Here is a 16,652-nt window from a genome sequence, read left to right as displayed (position 1 = left end):
GTGACTAGAGTACGCTAGCTATGTGTCACTTTTATGACAGTGAAAAATAAGGTCGTAATTAGCCTTGGGGAAGGGTTAAATCGCGGGGTAAACGAAACGAAAAACAGCTACCGGCCCCTACTACGCTTTCTACTTGAAGTTGGCTACGGTGCGACTCGAGTGAATGTTTTACAATAGACAAACCAAGCCCGGTACCGCCTGTATGGCTATTGCGGTCTGCTGCCACGCGGTAAAAGCGTTCAGTTAAACGCGACAAGTGCTCTTCGCCAATACCTGGGCCATTGTCTTGTACAGAAAACAGTGCCTGTTCCGCTTCACGCCGCCAAGTTAAGTGAATAACAGCACCTTTACCGGCGTATTTCACTGCATTCACCAACAAGTTATGCACTGCCGCGCGTAATTTGTCGGCATTGCCTAACACCACTAAGTCATTGTCAATCTGCTGTTGCAATTGCACTTGTTGTTCATTCAGCATTAAGCTAATTTCGCTGACCATGGCATGTAACATGGGCCCCACGGCCACCTGTTCGGTAAAGGTTTCTTGGTAATCGGCTTCCATGCGCGACAAGGTAAGTAGCTGTTCAACCATTAATTGCATGCGTTGTGTTTGTGTTGTCATATCGGCAATGGCTTTGGTCATTCTTGCTGGAGGTAAGGCGCTGGGCTCTGCCATTAACTCCAAATAGCCTTGCATAACCGTAAGCGGTGTTTTTAGTTCGTGCGACACATTGGCCACAAAGTCTTTGCGCATGCGCTCTAACATACGAATACGGGTTACATCGCGGGCAATGACTAATAACTGCTCCTTCGCGTAGGGCATAATACGTAATTCAATCTCCCGCTTGCCGCCGCCGGGCGCCCCAAGGGTAATGGCTTCACGGAAATCTTTTTCACCAAAGTACTTAATGAATCGTGGGTGCCTGATCAAGTTGGTAATGCGTATGCCTTTGTCGGTTGGCCACTGTAAGCCAAAGTAAAGCTGCGCCAGCTTATTGCTCCACACTAGGGTGCCGTCGCTTTCAATCACTAAGCCGGCATCGGGAATGGTTTCTGCTGCTTCACGGAAGCGCTGCAAAATTAGCGCTAGGTTACGCCGGCGAGCTTGCGAGCGCCTGAGGGTACGATAAATACCGTCGTAAATGTCGCTCCAAGCACCTGGAGCTTGTGGCGGCTGTGTGGCTCTACTTTTCCACAACCAATCACTTAATTTTAGTTGGTAGAAGCTATTCCACAGCACCACTCCAACAAGATAAACCACTAGCAGTTCAAAGGTATAGCCAAATAACCAACCGGCCAGCCCAACCACAAGCAAACTGAACAGCAGGCGGCGGATAATTTTAACTGGGGTAAAGTACCGGTCCATAAACGCTGTGGCCTTTCCTTATTAACAAACAAAAGTTAACGAGCGGAGAAGCGATATCCTACGCCCCGCACGGTTTGAACGAAATGATCATACTTATGTGCCGCTAAGGCTTTGCGTAAACGGCGAATATGCACGTCTACCGTGCGGTCTATTACATACACATTGGTGCCCCACACCTGATCGAGTAATTGCTCGCGGCTATAGGCGCGTTCCGTGTGGGTCATAAAAAAATGTAGTAAGCGAAACTCTGTAGGGCCCATTTCAAGAGGTATGTTATTCGCTGTCGCTCGGTGCGCACTCGGGTCGAGGCATAAGCCTTCAATATGTATGGGTTCATTTAATGAGGTGGGCGACACCCGGCGAAACACGGCTCGAATACGGGCCGCCAGTTCTTTAGGTGAAAAAGGCTTGGTCATATAGTCGTCGGCGCCGACTTCTAAACCGCGAACCTTGTCTTCTTCTTCACCCCGAGCCGTTAACATAATAATGGGGATGTGTTTTAAGTGCTCCGCGTTTTTTATTTGTCGCGCTAATTGTATGCCACTGCCACCAGGCAGCATCCAGTCGAGCAAAACCATGTCTGGATAAGGCTCAACTAATTGTTGTTCCGCACTGGTGTAGTCGGCAGCTTCTATGGTTTCGTAGCCTTGTTGTTCCATTACGAACACCAGCATTTCTCGAATGGGGGTTTCATCTTCAACGATTAGAATACGGCTTGCCATTAAAAAATTCCTATAGGGATAAATTCATAGCGCACAGTATGCAAACTTACTATGACACTTTTATGACAAGCCAATAATACCCACCCTTAGCCGTATTAAAACGAAAAAACAACCCCAGTTGAAATGGCTATTGGATCATCGCCGGCTAATACCACCATGCTGTCGCCATAACCACCACCGGTAACATTGGCAATAGCATTACCGCTGTTTTGTGTACTTGAGCCCAGTAAATACCATGTCAACCGTGGGGTAATAACCCGATCCACTCCTACTGTAGCCAGTAACGAATCATCGGCAGAGTTTTTATAACTACGGCCAAATACCTGGCCCCGCAGCCAATATTTGTCACTCAGTTGGTAACGCCCTGTAACCCCCCAGGCATTCATGCTAGTTGGGGTTGCGGCTACTGCGTCGGTTAAACCCGACACATGCTGTGCGACAGCAGCTATACGCCAACCGTCGCCCGCCTTTATTACAGCAAAACGAGAGCCTTCTACGGTTTGTTGCGGGTTTTTGTTGTCATTTTGGTAACCGCCAATAAAAGTCCAGCTGCCCGTGTTGTAAGTTAGGCTGGTATTAAACACGTCGTTTTTATTGTCAACCGTGGTACCTTCCGTTTCCGTAGTGCCATAGTGCACTGCTAGAGTAAAACCTTGCCACGCGGGACTTTGATAATGTACGCCACTTTTTAACCGGCGGTCCATATTGGCGGCGTCTTGGCGAACGATATTACGGCCTTCACCAATACGGTCGCGAAATTCGTCTATAGCCGACATCATCGACATGGTAGGCGATGAATAATAGCCCACCCGCACTGTACCCCAGTCGCCACGTAAGCCCACATAGGTGCTACGAGCTTTCATGGTGCTACTGCCTTCACTCACGTCGACACCACGTTCAATTTGACCTATAAGCTCCAGCTCTGGCGATATTACGTGGCTTGCTTTTACTCCAATTCGACTTGAGTTACTCGACACGTTGAAGCCACCGTCGTGGCCGTCGTATAAATAGTCTGTTGAAACGTGAATTTTGCCATAAAAGTCCACATCAACCTTGTCGGCGGCTAATGCGCTTGAGCTCATTACAATGAATGTTGAGGCTATGATATATACTGCTTTGTTTTTCATGGGGGCTCCTAGCAGTAAAAACTGCTTGTTGAAAAGAATGGTGCCTTATTCTGTGAATAAAACGCTAAGTAGTTAATTCACCCATTTACTCATGTATTAGTATTGCGCTATCTGCCGCTGTTGGGTACTTTTAAACCCATGGATAACTAATGCCTACAATTATTTTTGTAAAGGATTTACTACGTGCAATATAAAAGTATATCGCGCAGCCTACTCACCCGTGTACTTTCGGTGTATTTTGCGATCACTTTTATTGTAACCTGCGCCCATATCATTAGTGAATACAATAACACGAAACGGGCTTTAGCAAATGAGCTAAAAAATCAACAAAGCACCATTGCGGCCAGTTTAACCCGTTCTTTATGGGAGTTTAATTCACAGCAAATTGACGCCATTGCCGAAGGTTTAATTACTATTCCGGCTATTTCCGGGCTTATTATTCGTGACGACCAAGGCCAGGTTATTCGGCAGCTTGGTATCACTCAAGCGCTAGAGGGTTTGCCCAGTAAGCCAATTAGCCCTGAGGTTCTTGCCGACCGCAATGGTGTGTTTGGCCACTATAGCCCCCTTGCATTCGAGTTTTCTGGCCAGTCTACCTTGGTGGGCGATGTTACCTTATTTTCTAGCCGCGACGTTGCTATTGACCGCTTAAAAGTAAGCATGTTGTTTTTGTTTGGTAATGCCATAATTAAAAGTTTTTTCCTTTTACTACTCTTTTCTTTTGCCTTTAATCGGCGCTTAACCCGCCCCATGCAAGAGCTAACCATGCAACTGGAAAGCTTTCAACCCGACACTCTTGGTGAGTCACGGATAAACTTAAGTGGTGAAAAAAACAACGAGTTTGGAATTTTAGAAGCCGCCTACAACGATTTAATTGATCGTATTCAGGAGTATCAAAAAAGCTTAGGGTTAACGAAAGAAATGTTGGTGCATGCTAATCGACGCCTCGACGAGCAAAATGATTTACTTGAGCAAGATGTGGCACGAAAAACCTCTGGTATGAGTAAGCTAATGCTTGATATAGAAGAGCGCCGCATGGAGCTAGAGCAACGCCAGTTTGCCCTCGAGCGAGAAATACAACAACGTAAGTTAACCGAAGCAACTTTAAAGCGTACCAACGAACGGTTACGCGACTCACTAGAAACCATACAAAAAGCACAGCATCAATTAGTACAGTCAGACAAGCTCGCCTCCTTGGGCGGCTTGGTGTCTGCTATTGTGCATGACGTAAATACGCCTATTGGTATTGGCGTTACCGCCACCTCGTTTTTAGCTGATCGTATTGAAACCATGGCAATTGCGCTAGACGAACAAAGCTTAACCCAGTCACAAATGACTCGTTTTATTAGTGACGCCCGTGAAAGCGTGCAGCTACTTGAAAATAACTTGCATCGCGCTCGTGAGCTTATGGCCAGCTTTAAAGATGTTGCTGTAAACCAAAGCTCGGGAGCGTTTCGTGACATATTTGTGCATGAATATATTGATAACGTTATTCGCTCGTTAAAACCACGTTTAAAAGAAAAAGCCATTGCACTACACGTAGACTGTGATAAAGGCTTAAAAGCTCGCTTCCAGGCGGGTGCCTTAGCGCAAATTTTAACCAACATGATTTTAAATTCCTATATCCACGGTTTCGACAATAAGACTAATGGCTGTATTCATATTCACGTTCATTTAGAGCCCGATAGTACCAGCAACGGTATGCTTCATTTTGTTTATGAAGACGACGGTATAGGCTTGTCATCCGATCAACTAGAACATTTATTTGATCCCTTCTTTACCACCAAAGCCGACCGTGGTGGCAGTGGTTTAGGTGCCCATATAATTTATACCCTTATTCACGACACCCTAGCCGGCAGCCTTCAAGTAAGCAGCCATCAAGGTAAAGGATTAAAGTATGAGTTTAGCTTTCCAGTAAACCTGCTAGGCGACAAACCAACTGACAGCTCTCTTTAGAACCGCTAGAATGTTTTCCCTTTCGTTCCTTTAACCCGGAGTTTCGCATGTGGTTTAAAAACCTCAGGGTGTATCAGTTTACCCAAGAATTTCAGTTAGCCGACGACTTTCAAGCTTTACTTACCGAGCGTAGCTTTAAACCTTGCAGTAGCACCGAGCCTGCAAGTATTGGCTGGATAACCCCAATCCGCGACAGCGGTGAATATGCGCTCATACGCCAAGACGCGGTATTACTATGCTTGCGAAAAGAAGAAAAAGTTATGCCTGCCAGTGCGGTAAAGTCTGAACTTGAGCAGCGCAAAGAAGCCTATGAACTCGAGCATGCGCGCCCCATGCCACGCAAAGAGCAACAAGCACTGAAAGAAGATATCGTACACAACTTACTACCCCGCGCCCTTAGCCGTTATTCAGTAACTTGGGGCATGATCGACATGAAAAACCAGCGGGTGTTAGTTGATACTTCCTCGGCCACACGAGCAGAAGAGTTTACCGCACAGTTACGCTCTTGTTTAGGTTCTCTGCCGGTACGCCCATGGGGACCAGAGTACCCTGCTACGCATTGCTTAACGCAGTGGGTGAAAGAAGGTGCCGCAGCAACGCCCTTTGAACTTGGCGAAGACGCCGAATTAAAAAGCAGTAAAGAAGAAGGCATGGTGGTACGTTTACGCCGTCACGACTTAGTGGTGCCTGAAGTAACCCAGCATTTAGACCACGACAAGCACGTTACCGAGCTTGGCTTAGGTTGGCCAAACCGGTTATCTTTCTTATTAAGCGACGACTACGCCATAAAACGCATTAAGTTTGCCGACATGGTGCTAGAACAACGCGATCAAGACCACACTACTGACGCTGCAGAGCAGCTTGACGCCGACTTCGCGTTGATGTTTGGTGAGTTCGCCGAGCTACTCAACGAATTAGAAACCGTTCTTACCCTAGAGCCTCGTGAGGCCTAATTATTAATTTACCCTTTTGTTAGCGAAAAGCAGCAAGAATGCTTTTATATTCTTGCTGCACATGCTTCAGCTGCCACCACTCTGGGCTTGGCAATAAGCCTGTTTGCACAAAGCAACTAAGCAATGCTTCCTCGTGTGGCGCCGTATGCACCCCTATTAATATGCCAGCTAATTGCAGTGCACTTAAATAAGAAGGCTGAAAACTAACAATACCGCCTTGCCAATGGCCCCCCACATGCACTTGCTGGTCGGTAAACGCCCATGCCTGCATGATTTGTCTGTTTAACGATGGTGTAAGCAAGGGAATAACTTTATTCAGTAGAGTAGGGTTCGCAAAGGTACTGGCATGCTGCTCGGCTAAAGTAAGTACGGGTAAAGCTCCTATTTGGCTAGTCATAGCCATAAGTGCTGCCGTATGTTGTTGTAACTTTGCTGGCCCCTTATAAGCCCGTAGCAGCGTGAGTACAGCTGCAGTTAAGGCACTACTTTCTGCCCAGCACTGATGTATACGCCGACGTACAATGTCGTTGCGCGCTTCAAACAATTGCTCCACAGCTAAACCTACCACAATACTTCGCACTTGCCATAAGCCAATTCGCGCTACCGCTTGCTGTAAGCTGTCTACCTTCACTGTGCCCGCTAACCAAGGACTATTCGCTAGCCGCACCATACGCGCACTTAATGCAGGATCGCGGCTAATAACCCCAATAATGTCATGCACCGACGAGTCGGGGTTATTAACCGCTTGCTGCACTCGCACGGCAATTTCAGGTAAGGTTGGCAAGCATAATTCGTCGCTAGCAATGTCGTGTTCTAAGATTTTCAAGAAAGCTTGTTGTGTTGCCATTGTTACTTTTACTCACTACGCATAAAGCGCTTTATCGTGTTCCGCGGACCGAATTCAGGTATCATCGTGTTAATTCAGTAACTTTAGCTAGAGCTATCACCATTATGACTCCTGACTGGCAACAACTTGAGCTCGCCCCCGAATTAATTCATGTGCTACTTGAGCTTAATCTTAATAAACCGACGCGTATTCAGCATGAGGTAATCCCTTTAGCTATGGAAGGGCATGATATTTTAGCCACTTCTCCTACGGGTACCGGTAAAACTCTCGCATATTTATTGCCTATATTTCAATACTTACTTGATTTCCCACGCCGCGCGCCGGGTAGTGCACGCGCCTTAGTGCTGGTACCTACCCGCGAACTGGCCGAACAAATTGGCCGAGTGGCAGAACAGCTTGCAGCTGTTGGCGACTTCAACTGCCTAACAATTACGGGCGGGGTAAACTACGGCAGTCATTTAGGCGCCTTAGAAAAAAACATCGACTTTATCGTAGCTACGCCAGGCCGTTTAATTGACTACTTGGCGGCTGAGCAATTTAGCGCTGAAGATTTAGAACTACTCATACTTGACGAAGGCGACCGCTTGCTCGACATGGGTTTTCGTGGTGCCGTTGAGCAAATTCAAAGTGAAGCGCCTAGTTTAAGGCAGCGCATGCTATTCTCAGCAACGGCTGATCACCATTCACTTAAGGCTTTCTCTAAACAGGCTTTAAGCGAGCCGGTTGTGGTTGAAGCCGAGCCACCTAAGCGCGAACGGGGTAAAATCAATCAATGGGTGCACGTTATTGACGACGCCCCGCACAAGCTGCTGGTTTTAGAGCATTTGTTAAAAACTGTTACCGGCCGAGTGCTGGTATTTGTGCGTAAACGCGACAAGGTACACGAATTAGAACCCTTATTAAAGTCGAAGGGCTTTCCTACCGTTTCTTTAGAAGGACAATTACCACAGGCAGAACGCCAAACTAGGCTGAAAGCATTTCACGACTTGCGGGCACGGGTTATGGTAGCGACCGATGTAGCTGCCCGTGGTATAGATATTCCAGACGTTGAATTAGTCATTAATTACGACATGCCGCGCCGCGGCGACAGTTATGTGCATCGCATTGGCCGTACTGGCCGCGCGGGCAAAAAAGGTAATGCTATTTCTTTAGTAGAAGCCCATGACGCAGAATGCCTTGGCCGCATAGAAAGGTATTTAGACACTAAAATTGAGCGCCGCATTATTGAAAGCTTGCGCCCAAAGTTTAAATTCCCTGACCCACACAAGAAGAGCAAAAAGAAAAAGCCAAAAAAGAAGAAGAGAAAGTCAGCGGCTAAAAAACCCTAGCCGTTTGCTACCCCACCAAGCTGTATAAAATGTGGCGGCACCCACCATGTCCGCCACCACATCTAGCAATTCGGCGCCCCGGCCGGGTACATAATGTTGAATTATTTCAATAGCCACGCCGTAAAGCAGTAACAGCAACATACCCGCCCACACCCGCGGCCTAAAGGCTAAGTGCAAAGTTAATGCAAGCACAAAAAACACCCCTATATGTGCAACTTTGTCTGCATGTTGAAAAGAAAATGCGGCTGGTTTAGGTGGCCTTTGCGCTAATAGTGCAAAAGAAACCAGCACCAAAGTTAAAATGAAAATGAGACGCCCGTGCCGGCGTAAAAAATGCAGTACTAACATAAGGTTAACAGCTTCCTTTGCTTTTTATAGTGTTATTAGCGGGTAGGTTCATAAACAGCAAGGTTGGCAAAGCCTTGGTCTTTTAATGATATTGCTTGCAAACGACTCATTACACCTTGCTGGCAATACAAAACGTACGTACGCTCTGTGGCTTTGCCTTGCATAGCACGCGCTAGTTTGAAAAATGGAATGTGTTCTACTTCCATACCATCGAGCTGCAGCGGTGCGTCGTCTTCTTCTTCTGGGCTGCGAATGTCAACTACCAAAGCCCCTTCTGGTAGTTCTTCTGCGCACTTAATTATAGTCGGCATAAAGGTGCACGGATTTTCGTGTACGTCGCGTATATCACGCACTGGCGCTGTATTCACTGCATGTTCAATCATTACGTCAGTAATACCAGCTTCAGCCGCATGTACCACACCACGCTTTGCTTTTACCGTAGGCTTCTTCGAAATAACACCACAATATTCTGGTATAGCAGCAGCCATTTGCTCAACACCAATGTCGCGTGCAATGTCGACAATGTGTTGTTTGTCCATTGTAATCAAAGGGCGTAATACAAGCGTAGAGGTTACTTCGTCAATAACCTGTAAATTACTTAAAGTTTGGCTCGACACTTGCCCCATGGCCTCGCCAGTAACCAGTGCCTGCACATTTAGTTTGGAAGCAACCAAAGAAGCAGCTCGTAGCATGGCGCGCTTTAACAACACACCCATAACGCCTTGCTCTTCTTGGCTTAAAATAGCCTCTACAATAGGCGAAAGATCTACGCTAATAAACTTTACCGGGTGCGTTGAGCTGTATTTTTGCCAAATAAAGTATGCCACTTCGCGTACCGCCGCTTCATGAGCTTCAGCGCCACCTAAATTAAAAAAGCAAAAGTGCGTGCGGGCACCACGACGAATAAATTGGTAACTCGCTACGGCAGAATCGAAGCCACCCGAAATTAGTGACAACACTGTTTCCTGAGTTGGTAATGGGTAACCACCAATACCCGTAAAGCGGGCAACCTGAAGACTTAAGGTTTTATTGTCGAGCCACAGCTGCACCGTTTCTTCTGGCTGAACTAATTTAACTGTTGCACCTTCAACACGGGCACGAATACCACCACCAATATACACGGCCAGATCTTGCGAGGAAAAGTCATGCTTACCTTTGCGCTTTATACGTACCGCAAAGGTTTTATGAGCTAAAGTAGGTGCCATATTTTCAATAACAAACTGCAAGGCACCTTCGAAATCTACAAATTCCGCTTCAATTACTTCTTCAATATGGGCAATTCCAGGAATACATACCAGTGCTTTTCGCACCTGTTCGGCTAACCCTTCGTTGTTGGGTATTTCAACTTCTATTTTATCCCAAAGCCAACGCACTGCCGCTTCTTCGGTAACCTTTTTAACTAGGTTACGCACGTTACTCGACAGCACAGTACCGTGCCGCTTTCGTAGCGTTTTGCTTTTAACAGTTATTTCTGCCTGCAACCGAAGAATAAATTTCATGAATCTGCCCTGTGTAAAAGAGCAAGATTATACCGTAAAGCAAGCCTTGCTACTACTCGTCATTGGTGGTTATGGGCTCGCTCTCGTAAGCCCGCCCTTGTAAAATAGCAATTTCAACTCGGCGGTTACGGCGCCGGTTGTCGGCTGTATTATTGGGTACTAATGGCCGGGTGTCGGCATAACCCATCACTGTCATGCGGCTAGCGTCAAAGTTACTAGATCGTGACATTTCTTCGGCTACACTTACTGCGCGCTGGCTGGAAAGGTCCCAATTTGAACTATGCATTTCGGAACGAATAACTAAGTTGTCCGTATGCCCTGAAATAGTAACTTCACCTGGAATATCTCCTATTGCCTCGGCTATTTTACGTATCACGGGGCGAAACTGTGGTTGTAAAAACGCCGATCCCTGGGGAAAAGTACCTTGTTCGTTTACTCGAATTAGAATTTGCTGCCCTAGTTGCTCAAGCTCAATGGCACCATCGTCTAACTGCTCGGCGAATTCGCTTTCAAGCCGCATCATTAATTCAGCTAATTCTTGATTAACCTGTACGCTAGTACTTTCACTCGACTCTCGGGCTTCCATGGTGCTTACGTCGTCGGTAGAAGTACTTTGCCCGCCTTTAGATATTTCGCTGCCACCTTGGTTAGCGTCTTTACCGTCTTGAAAGTCTAGCGACTGCTGGGTCATATCAAGGGTTTGCTGTTGGATGGTTTCTATTGGGGTTGGATCAGGCCGCCCAGGCCTAAATTCGAGAGCAATTACACTTGTACCACGAGGAATGTCGGTCACCTCAATTTTGTTTTGCACGCCGAAGGCAAATTTCATCGAACCGGCTATTTGTTTAAAGCGCAGTACGTCCATTTCTGAAAAGGCTAATAGCAGAACGAAAAAACACATTAACAGCGCCATTAAATCAGCAAAAGTTGCCATCCATGGTGCTAACCCTTTCGGCGGGCACTTCGGGCACTTTTTCTCTAAGGCTGGTAATGACATAAATTCTATTCCTACTCTTCGTCGTCTTTAACGCGCTTCGATTCAGCGAGATAGTTTTTCAATAAGCCTTCAATAATTCGGGGGTTTTGCCCATCTTGAATACCTAATACTGCGTCGAGCATTAGTTCTTGGTTAAGTTTTTCTTCTTCCATGCGTAGCTTTAACTTGGCCACAATAGGCAAACAAATAACGTTCGCCATAAAAGCCCCATAAAGAGTGGTTAATAAAGCTACCGCCATGGCCGGACCAATGGCTTTAGGGTCGTCCATGTTCGCTAACATAGCCACCAAGCCAATAAGTGTACCTATCATCCCCATGGCGGGCGCGGTGTCGGCCATGGCTTGGAATATACTGGCACCTTGGTCGTGCCTTTGGTAGGTAAGGTCTATATCTTTTTGTAAGGTTTGGCGGACCACTTCAGCGTCGTGACCGTCCACCAGCATATCGATCCCTTTGCGAAAAAACCTGTTCGCTATTTCTGTTTCTTCCAATGCTAAAAACCCGCCTTTACGCGCCGCATCGGCCATTTCTACTGCTTTATCAATTAAGTCTAGTGGCGACTCGGCTTTAAAGCTAAAGGCTTTCACTGCCACTTTACCGGCACCCAAAAACTGCCCTAAAGTAAAGCTTGCTAACGCAACAAACAGGGTGCCGCCGAATACAATGAGAATGGAAGGAATGTTAATGTAAAGGATCAGTTCACCATTCATCAGCATAGCCATGACAACAAAAGCTACCGCTCCTACAATCCCAATAATTGTTGCTATATCCACTATTTTCTCCTCACCTCTGCCTGGCTGCGCGTTAGTATGGTATTTTTCAGCATTAGGGCCACAGGCACAACATCTAATTAGAATATTACTGTTATGTGTATCGGCCCTGCTGGGCGATACTTTACGGTACAATAGCTAAGCATACCCGAAATTGTGTGCTTAATACTTACTTTCACAAGGCATGGACTTACCCTTATGACAGACCTAAAAGAAATATCGAACCAATCATTTGAGCAAGCCATTAGTGAGCTCGAGCAAATTATCGTCGCACTTGAACAAGGTGAGTTGCCTTTAGAAGATGCGCTTAAACAATTCGAGCGTGCGGTAAAACTTTCTCGCCTTAGCCAAGAAAAGCTTCAAGCAGCGGAACAAAAGGTAAAAGTTCTGATCGAGAAGCAAGGCGCAGAGCAACTTGTCGATGTGTCGGCTGACAACCTTGGCGACCCATCTGGCTCATCTGAGCCTCAGTTTTAGGACCTATTATGTTCAGTCAGCAATTTGCCGATTTTCAACAGCGGCATGAACAGCATTCAGCACAACATTTTGATCCTGTTGCGCACGACTCTAAGGCTGCCAAACAATTACAGCAGGCCATGCGTTACAGTATGCTAAACGGCGGCAAACGGGTGCGACCTTTTTTAGTTTATGCCACAGGCTCCATGCTGGGTGCAACGCTACATGACCTAGACGCACCTGCCCTAGCTATTGAGTGCATTCATTCCTATTCATTGGTACATGACGATTTGCCCGCAATGGATAATGACACCTTGCGCCGAGGCAAACCCACCTGCCATATTCAATACGATGAAGCCACCGCTATTTTAGCAGGGGACGCGTTACAAGCCGAAGCCTTTCGTATTATCACCCAGCACCCCTACCAGCTGGTTAATGCACAGCAACAATTAAGTATGGTAGCCACTTTAGCCAATGCAGCAGGCTTACCCGGCATGTGCGGCGGGCAAGCCTTAGATATTGAAGCAACGGGCAAGCAACTTACTTTAGCTGAACTAGAACGTATTCATAACTTGAAAACAGGCGCGTTAATTAAAGCTGCCGTTATGCTTGGTGCATACTGCGCACCAAATTTAGACGACAATGTATTTGTCCAACTTCATACATGGGCTGACGCTATAGGCCTCGCTTTTCAAGTACAAGACGATATTCTTGACCGCACCAGCGACACTGTAACCTTAGGAAAAACGCAAGGTTCAGACGCTGCTAACCATAAAGTAACCTACCCCACCCTGCTAGGATTAGAGGGTGCCATTGAGAAACGAAATCAATTGGCCGAGAAAGCGCTACACGCCCTATCGGGAATACCGTACAATACGAAGTTACTTTCTGAATTCACAGATTATTTGGTGACACGGGATCGCTAGCATTATGTCCACTACTTCTGGATTGTATCCGCTTCTTAGCAAAATTAACTCACCTGCTGACTTGCGGCTTCTTTCAAAGCCTCAACTTAACCAAGTAAGTGGAGAATTGCGTCAATTCTTACTTGGCTCGGTAAGCAAAAGCAGCGGCCATTTGGCCAGCGGCCTTGGCACTGTTGAGCTTACGGTGGCGTTACACTACGTGTATCAAACGCCTTTTGACCAACTGGTGTGGGATGTTGGCCACCAGGCCTATCCACATAAAATTTTAACTGGACGGCGCGACCAGCTGCACACAATTCGTCAAAAAGACGGCTTGCACCCTTTCCCTTGGCGCGAGGAAAGCGAATACGACACCTTAAGTGTGGGCCATTCCAGCACCTCTATCAGTGCTGCCTTAGGTATGGCGGTGGCGGCTAAAAAAGAAGCTTTAGACCGTAAAATAGTCGCAATTATTGGCGACGGTGCTATGACCGCGGGCATGTCGTTTGAAGCTTTAAACCATGCGGGCGACATTGACCCCAACATGTTGGTTATTTTAAACGACAATGAAATGTCTATTTCAGAAAACGTGGGCGCCTTAAATAGCCATTTTGCCAAAATTCTTTCAAGCAAACCTTACACCACGCTACGTGAAGGCGGTAAGCACTTATTAAAAGACTTACCCCACATGCGCCGTTTAGCCAGCCGAGCTGAAGAGCATGTAAAAGGAATGGTTACGCCTGGCACTATTTTTGAAGAGCTTGGTTTCAACTATATTGGCCCTATTGACGGCCATGACGTACAAGGTTTAGTAGAAACCCTAAGTAATATGCGTGAGCTTTCAGGCCCACAATTTCTGCATGTAATGACTAAAAAAGGCAAAGGTTATGCGCCAGCCGAAAAAGATCCCATTGGCTACCATGGTGTACCACAGTTTGATCCAAGCCAAAAAAGTCTACCTAGTCAGGCAGCAGCGTCACCAAGCTATTCTGCTATTTTTGGTAATTGGCTGTGTGAAACTGCTGCTACCGAGCCCAAACTAGCGGCAATTACCCCTGCCATGCGAGAGGGCTCTGGCATGGTGCGTTTTGCCAATGAATACCCAAGCCAGTATTACGACGTAGCTATTGCCGAGCAGCACGCAGTAACTTTTGCAGCGGGCTTAGCCATTGCCGGCCAACGTCCGGTAGTAGCCATTTACTCAACCTTTTTGCAGCGTGCTTACGACCAAGTTATTCACGACGTGGCTTTACAAAACCTACCGGTTTTATTTGCCATTGACCGTGCTGGTATTGTGGGTGCCGACGGCCCCACTCACCAAGGTGCATTCGACATAAGCTTTCTGCGTTGTATTCCGAATATGGTAATTATGACGCCAAGCGACGAAAATGAATGTCGTTTAATGCTTCACACGGGGTTCGAACTGCGTTGCCCGGCAACGGTACGTTACCCCCGCGGCAATGCCATTGGCGTAGAATATACACCACTTGAAGTGTTGCCCCTAGGGCAAGCTCGTAGCATACGTAAAGGCACCAAAGTGGCTATTTTAAGTTTTGGTACCTTATTGTGTGAAGCGAGAAAAGTTGCCGACGAACTTGATGCCAGTCTTATTGATATGCGCTTTGTTAAACCCATTGACGAAGATTCGATTCGTGCCATGGCAGCCAGCCATGACCTTATAGTAACAATGGAAGAGAACGCTGTAGCAGGCGGTGCCGGCAGTGCCGTATTGGAGTTTATGCAGCTAGAAGGTTTAACTACCCCAGTATTACTGCTCGGCTTGCCAGATGAATTTATTAAGCACGGCACGCAAGAGGAAATTCGTGCTGAACTTGGCCTCGACGCACCAAGCATGTTGAAGCGAATTCAACAACGCCAAGCGCGCTTAAACCAAGGTTAGTATAATACCAACAACTTAAAGGGCGCCTGGTAACAGGCCAGCGCCCATTAAGGCATGAAGAATAACTAAGGTAAACAAGCCCGCCACAACATCGTCTGCCATTACGCCAAGCCCTCCCGATAAGTTTTTATCGAGCCAACTAATAGGCCAAGGTTTACGAATGTCGAAAAAGCGGAATACCACAAAAGCAAGCAGTAACGTTTGCCAAGTAATGGGTAGCGCAATAAGCGCGATCATGTAACCTACAATCTCGTCCCAAACAATAGCTGGGTCGTCATGCTTCTTAAGTGCCTTACCTGTTTCACTACATAAAAATATACCAAACAAGGCAAAAGCAAAAACAACGCCTAAATAAGCATTAACACCTAAGGGCGCAAATAGTAGTACTGCTGGAATGCCCACTAAAGTACCGAAGGTGCCGGGCGCCTTTGGCATTAAGCCAGTACCGAAGCCGAGCGAAAGTAAGTGAATAGGATGTTTAAGTAAAATTCGTCGTTTCATTCTAAACCCCGAAATGATTAAAGCCAGCAGTTGTTAATAGCAAAGGCTGCTCGTTCAATGTAACTCGCAACCCCTCGCTACCTTCAATAACACCCACACAGGTTACTTCAATACCTAACTGGTTCGCTACGGTTTCTAAACTACCACGGCGGCTTTCTGGCACCGTAAAGCATAGTTCGTAGTCTTCCCCACCTGTTAGCTGTAGTTGCACCCGACTTTGTTGTTCTGGTATTGCCGTACTTAATGCCAACGACGTAGGAAGTACGCCCGCATCAATGCTAGCACCTACCTTCGACGCATGCAGTATATGTTGTAAGTCACTAGCTAAACCGTCGGACAGATCAATTGCGCTACTAGCAATAGCCCGAAGTGCTTGGCCTAAAGCCACCTGTGGTGTTGGATAGAACAGCCGCTTATTAAGCCTTGCTTGTTCTATGTCGGTAAGCGCAATAGTGCCTTGTTGGCCTGCTAAGGCAGCAGCGGCATCGCCAAGTTGCCCGCTAACATAAATACGGTCACCTGGTTGTGCGCCGCTACGCCTAATTTCTTTACCTTGGGGCACAAAACCTTGAGCAGTAACCGTAAGCGATAAGGGCCCACGGGTAACATCGCCGCCAATTAAACTACAATGGTAATAGTCGGCAAGAGCAAAAAAACCACTAGTAAATTCACTAAGCCAAAGTTCATTAATGGCGGGGCAAGTTAATGCTAGCGACAGCCATGTGGGTTCGGCCCCCATTGCTGCTAAGTCGCTAACATTTACGGCTACAAGCTTATGGCCAAGTGCTTTTACCGGTACTGAGTCATCAAAATGGGTGCCGTACACCATAGTGTCGGTAGTTACAGCAAGTGAGGATTCTGCTGGTGGAGTGAGTATAGCTGCATCGTCGCCAATGCCTAAAATAATATCGTGCCGTGAGCTTTGCTCTCGCTGAAAGTATTTAGCAATCAGCGAGAATTCTTTGGTTAAGTTATGCATA

16 protein-coding genes are annotated in these 16,652 nt (G+C 46.8%); 6 read left to right on the top strand and 10 right to left on the bottom strand.

Annotated features, from left to right (window positions below; translation table 11 throughout):
• Positions 1-58: 58 nt before the first annotated feature.
• The 3 genes from phoR to M1L23_RS14690 form a co-directional block, all read right to left on the bottom strand.
• Positions 59-1,363 carry a phosphate regulon sensor histidine kinase PhoR gene (phoR, locus tag M1L23_RS14700; RefSeq protein WP_252628211.1) on the bottom strand — a complete coding sequence of 435 codons (1,305 nt, stop codon included), beginning with the start codon at positions 1,361-1,363 and terminating at the stop codon, positions 59-61.
• Positions 1,364-1,398: 35 nt separating this feature from the next.
• On the bottom strand, positions 1,399-2,085 hold the full coding sequence (gene phoB / locus M1L23_RS14695; RefSeq protein WP_252628209.1) for a phosphate regulon transcriptional regulator PhoB: 687 nt from the start codon (positions 2,083-2,085) through the stop codon (positions 1,399-1,401).
• Positions 2,086-2,180: 95 nt separating this feature from the next.
• Entirely contained in the window at positions 2,181-3,212 is a 1,032-nt protein-coding gene (locus M1L23_RS14690; RefSeq protein ID WP_252628207.1) for a porin, read from the bottom strand.
• A gap of 183 nt (positions 3,213-3,395) precedes the next feature.
• Here M1L23_RS14690 and M1L23_RS15040 point away from each other — a divergent pair, with 183 nt between their 5' ends.
• Both M1L23_RS15040 and M1L23_RS14680 read left to right on the top strand, forming a co-directional pair.
• The gene (locus tag M1L23_RS15040; protein ID WP_252628205.1) at positions 3,396-5,168 is read left to right on the top strand and encodes a sensor histidine kinase; all 1,773 of its coding nucleotides are present in this window, start codon (positions 3,396-3,398) and stop codon (positions 5,166-5,168) included.
• 47 nt (positions 5,169-5,215) lie between these two features.
• Entirely contained in the window at positions 5,216-6,121 is a 906-nt protein-coding gene (locus M1L23_RS14680; protein WP_252628204.1) for a recombination-associated protein RdgC, read from the top strand.
• A gap of 19 nt (positions 6,122-6,140) precedes the next feature.
• On the opposite strand, the gene M1L23_RS14675 is transcribed toward M1L23_RS14680, so the two are convergent.
• Positions 6,141-6,968, bottom strand: a complete 828-nt coding sequence (locus tag M1L23_RS14675; RefSeq protein ID WP_252628202.1) for an HDOD domain-containing protein — start codon at positions 6,966-6,968, stop codon at positions 6,141-6,143.
• Positions 6,969-7,072: 104 nt separating this feature from the next.
• Between M1L23_RS14675 and srmB the strand changes: the two genes are divergently transcribed.
• Entirely contained in the window at positions 7,073-8,296 is a 1,224-nt protein-coding gene (srmB, locus tag M1L23_RS14670; RefSeq protein ID WP_252628200.1) for an ATP-dependent RNA helicase SrmB, read from the top strand.
• Here srmB and M1L23_RS14665 read toward each other — a convergent pair.
• The 4 genes from M1L23_RS14665 to pomA are packed head-to-tail and all read right to left on the bottom strand — an operon-like array spanning position 8,276 to position 11,913.
• Positions 8,276-8,644 (bottom strand): VanZ family protein, encoded by a 369-nt coding sequence (locus tag M1L23_RS14665; protein WP_252628199.1) that lies wholly within the window; start codon positions 8,642-8,644, stop codon positions 8,276-8,278. The two genes, srmB and M1L23_RS14665, sit on opposite strands and share 21 nt — an antisense overlap.
• Positions 8,645-8,679: 35 nt before the next feature.
• Positions 8,680-10,143 carry a tRNA uracil 4-sulfurtransferase ThiI gene (thiI, locus tag M1L23_RS14660; protein WP_252628197.1) on the bottom strand — a complete coding sequence of 488 codons (1,464 nt, stop codon included), beginning with the start codon at positions 10,141-10,143 and terminating at the stop codon, positions 8,680-8,682.
• A 52-nt stretch (positions 10,144-10,195) separates the two neighbouring features.
• A complete protein-coding gene (locus tag M1L23_RS14655; RefSeq protein ID WP_252628195.1) occupies positions 10,196-11,140 on the bottom strand; it encodes a flagellar motor protein MotB in 945 nt (314 codons plus the stop codon).
• Between the two features lie 11 nt (positions 11,141-11,151).
• Positions 11,152-11,913 (bottom strand): flagellar motor protein PomA, encoded by a 762-nt coding sequence (pomA, locus tag M1L23_RS14650; RefSeq protein ID WP_252628193.1) that lies wholly within the window; start codon positions 11,911-11,913, stop codon positions 11,152-11,154.
• A 195-nt stretch (positions 11,914-12,108) separates the two neighbouring features.
• Between pomA and M1L23_RS14645 the strand changes: the two genes are divergently transcribed.
• Genes M1L23_RS14645 through dxs form a run of 3 tightly spaced genes read left to right on the top strand, consistent with a single transcriptional unit; the run spans position 12,109 to position 15,171 of the window.
• Positions 12,109-12,387 carry an exodeoxyribonuclease VII small subunit gene (locus M1L23_RS14645; RefSeq protein ID WP_252628191.1) on the top strand — a complete coding sequence of 93 codons (279 nt, stop codon included), beginning with the start codon at positions 12,109-12,111 and terminating at the stop codon, positions 12,385-12,387.
• A gap of 8 nt (positions 12,388-12,395) precedes the next feature.
• Positions 12,396-13,292 carry a (2E,6E)-farnesyl diphosphate synthase gene (gene ispA / locus M1L23_RS14640; RefSeq protein WP_252628189.1) on the top strand — a complete coding sequence of 299 codons (897 nt, stop codon included), beginning with the start codon at positions 12,396-12,398 and terminating at the stop codon, positions 13,290-13,292.
• Between the two features lie 4 nt (positions 13,293-13,296).
• Entirely contained in the window at positions 13,297-15,171 is a 1,875-nt protein-coding gene (gene dxs / locus M1L23_RS14635; protein WP_252628188.1) for a 1-deoxy-D-xylulose-5-phosphate synthase, read from the top strand.
• 15 nt (positions 15,172-15,186) lie between these two features.
• Here the strand turns inward: dxs and M1L23_RS14630 are convergent, their stop codons facing one another.
• Together M1L23_RS14630 and thiL are read right to left on the bottom strand one after the other, a co-directional pair.
• Positions 15,187-15,672, bottom strand: a complete 486-nt coding sequence (locus M1L23_RS14630) for a phosphatidylglycerophosphatase A family protein (protein ID WP_252628186.1) — start codon at positions 15,670-15,672, stop codon at positions 15,187-15,189.
• A 1-nt stretch (position 15,673) separates the two neighbouring features.
• A complete protein-coding gene (gene thiL, locus M1L23_RS14625) occupies positions 15,674-16,651 on the bottom strand; it encodes a thiamine-phosphate kinase (protein WP_252628184.1) in 978 nt (325 codons plus the stop codon).
• Position 16,652: the final 1 nt, after the last annotated feature.

Origin of the sequence: Aliidiomarina quisquiliarum (genome assembly GCF_023922585.1) — a bacterium.
Taxonomy (GTDB): domain Bacteria; phylum Pseudomonadota; class Gammaproteobacteria; order Enterobacterales; family Alteromonadaceae; genus Aliidiomarina; species Aliidiomarina quisquiliarum.
The sequence above is the reverse complement of the archived record's forward strand: the minus strand, read 5'-3'. Positions and strand labels throughout refer to the sequence as shown.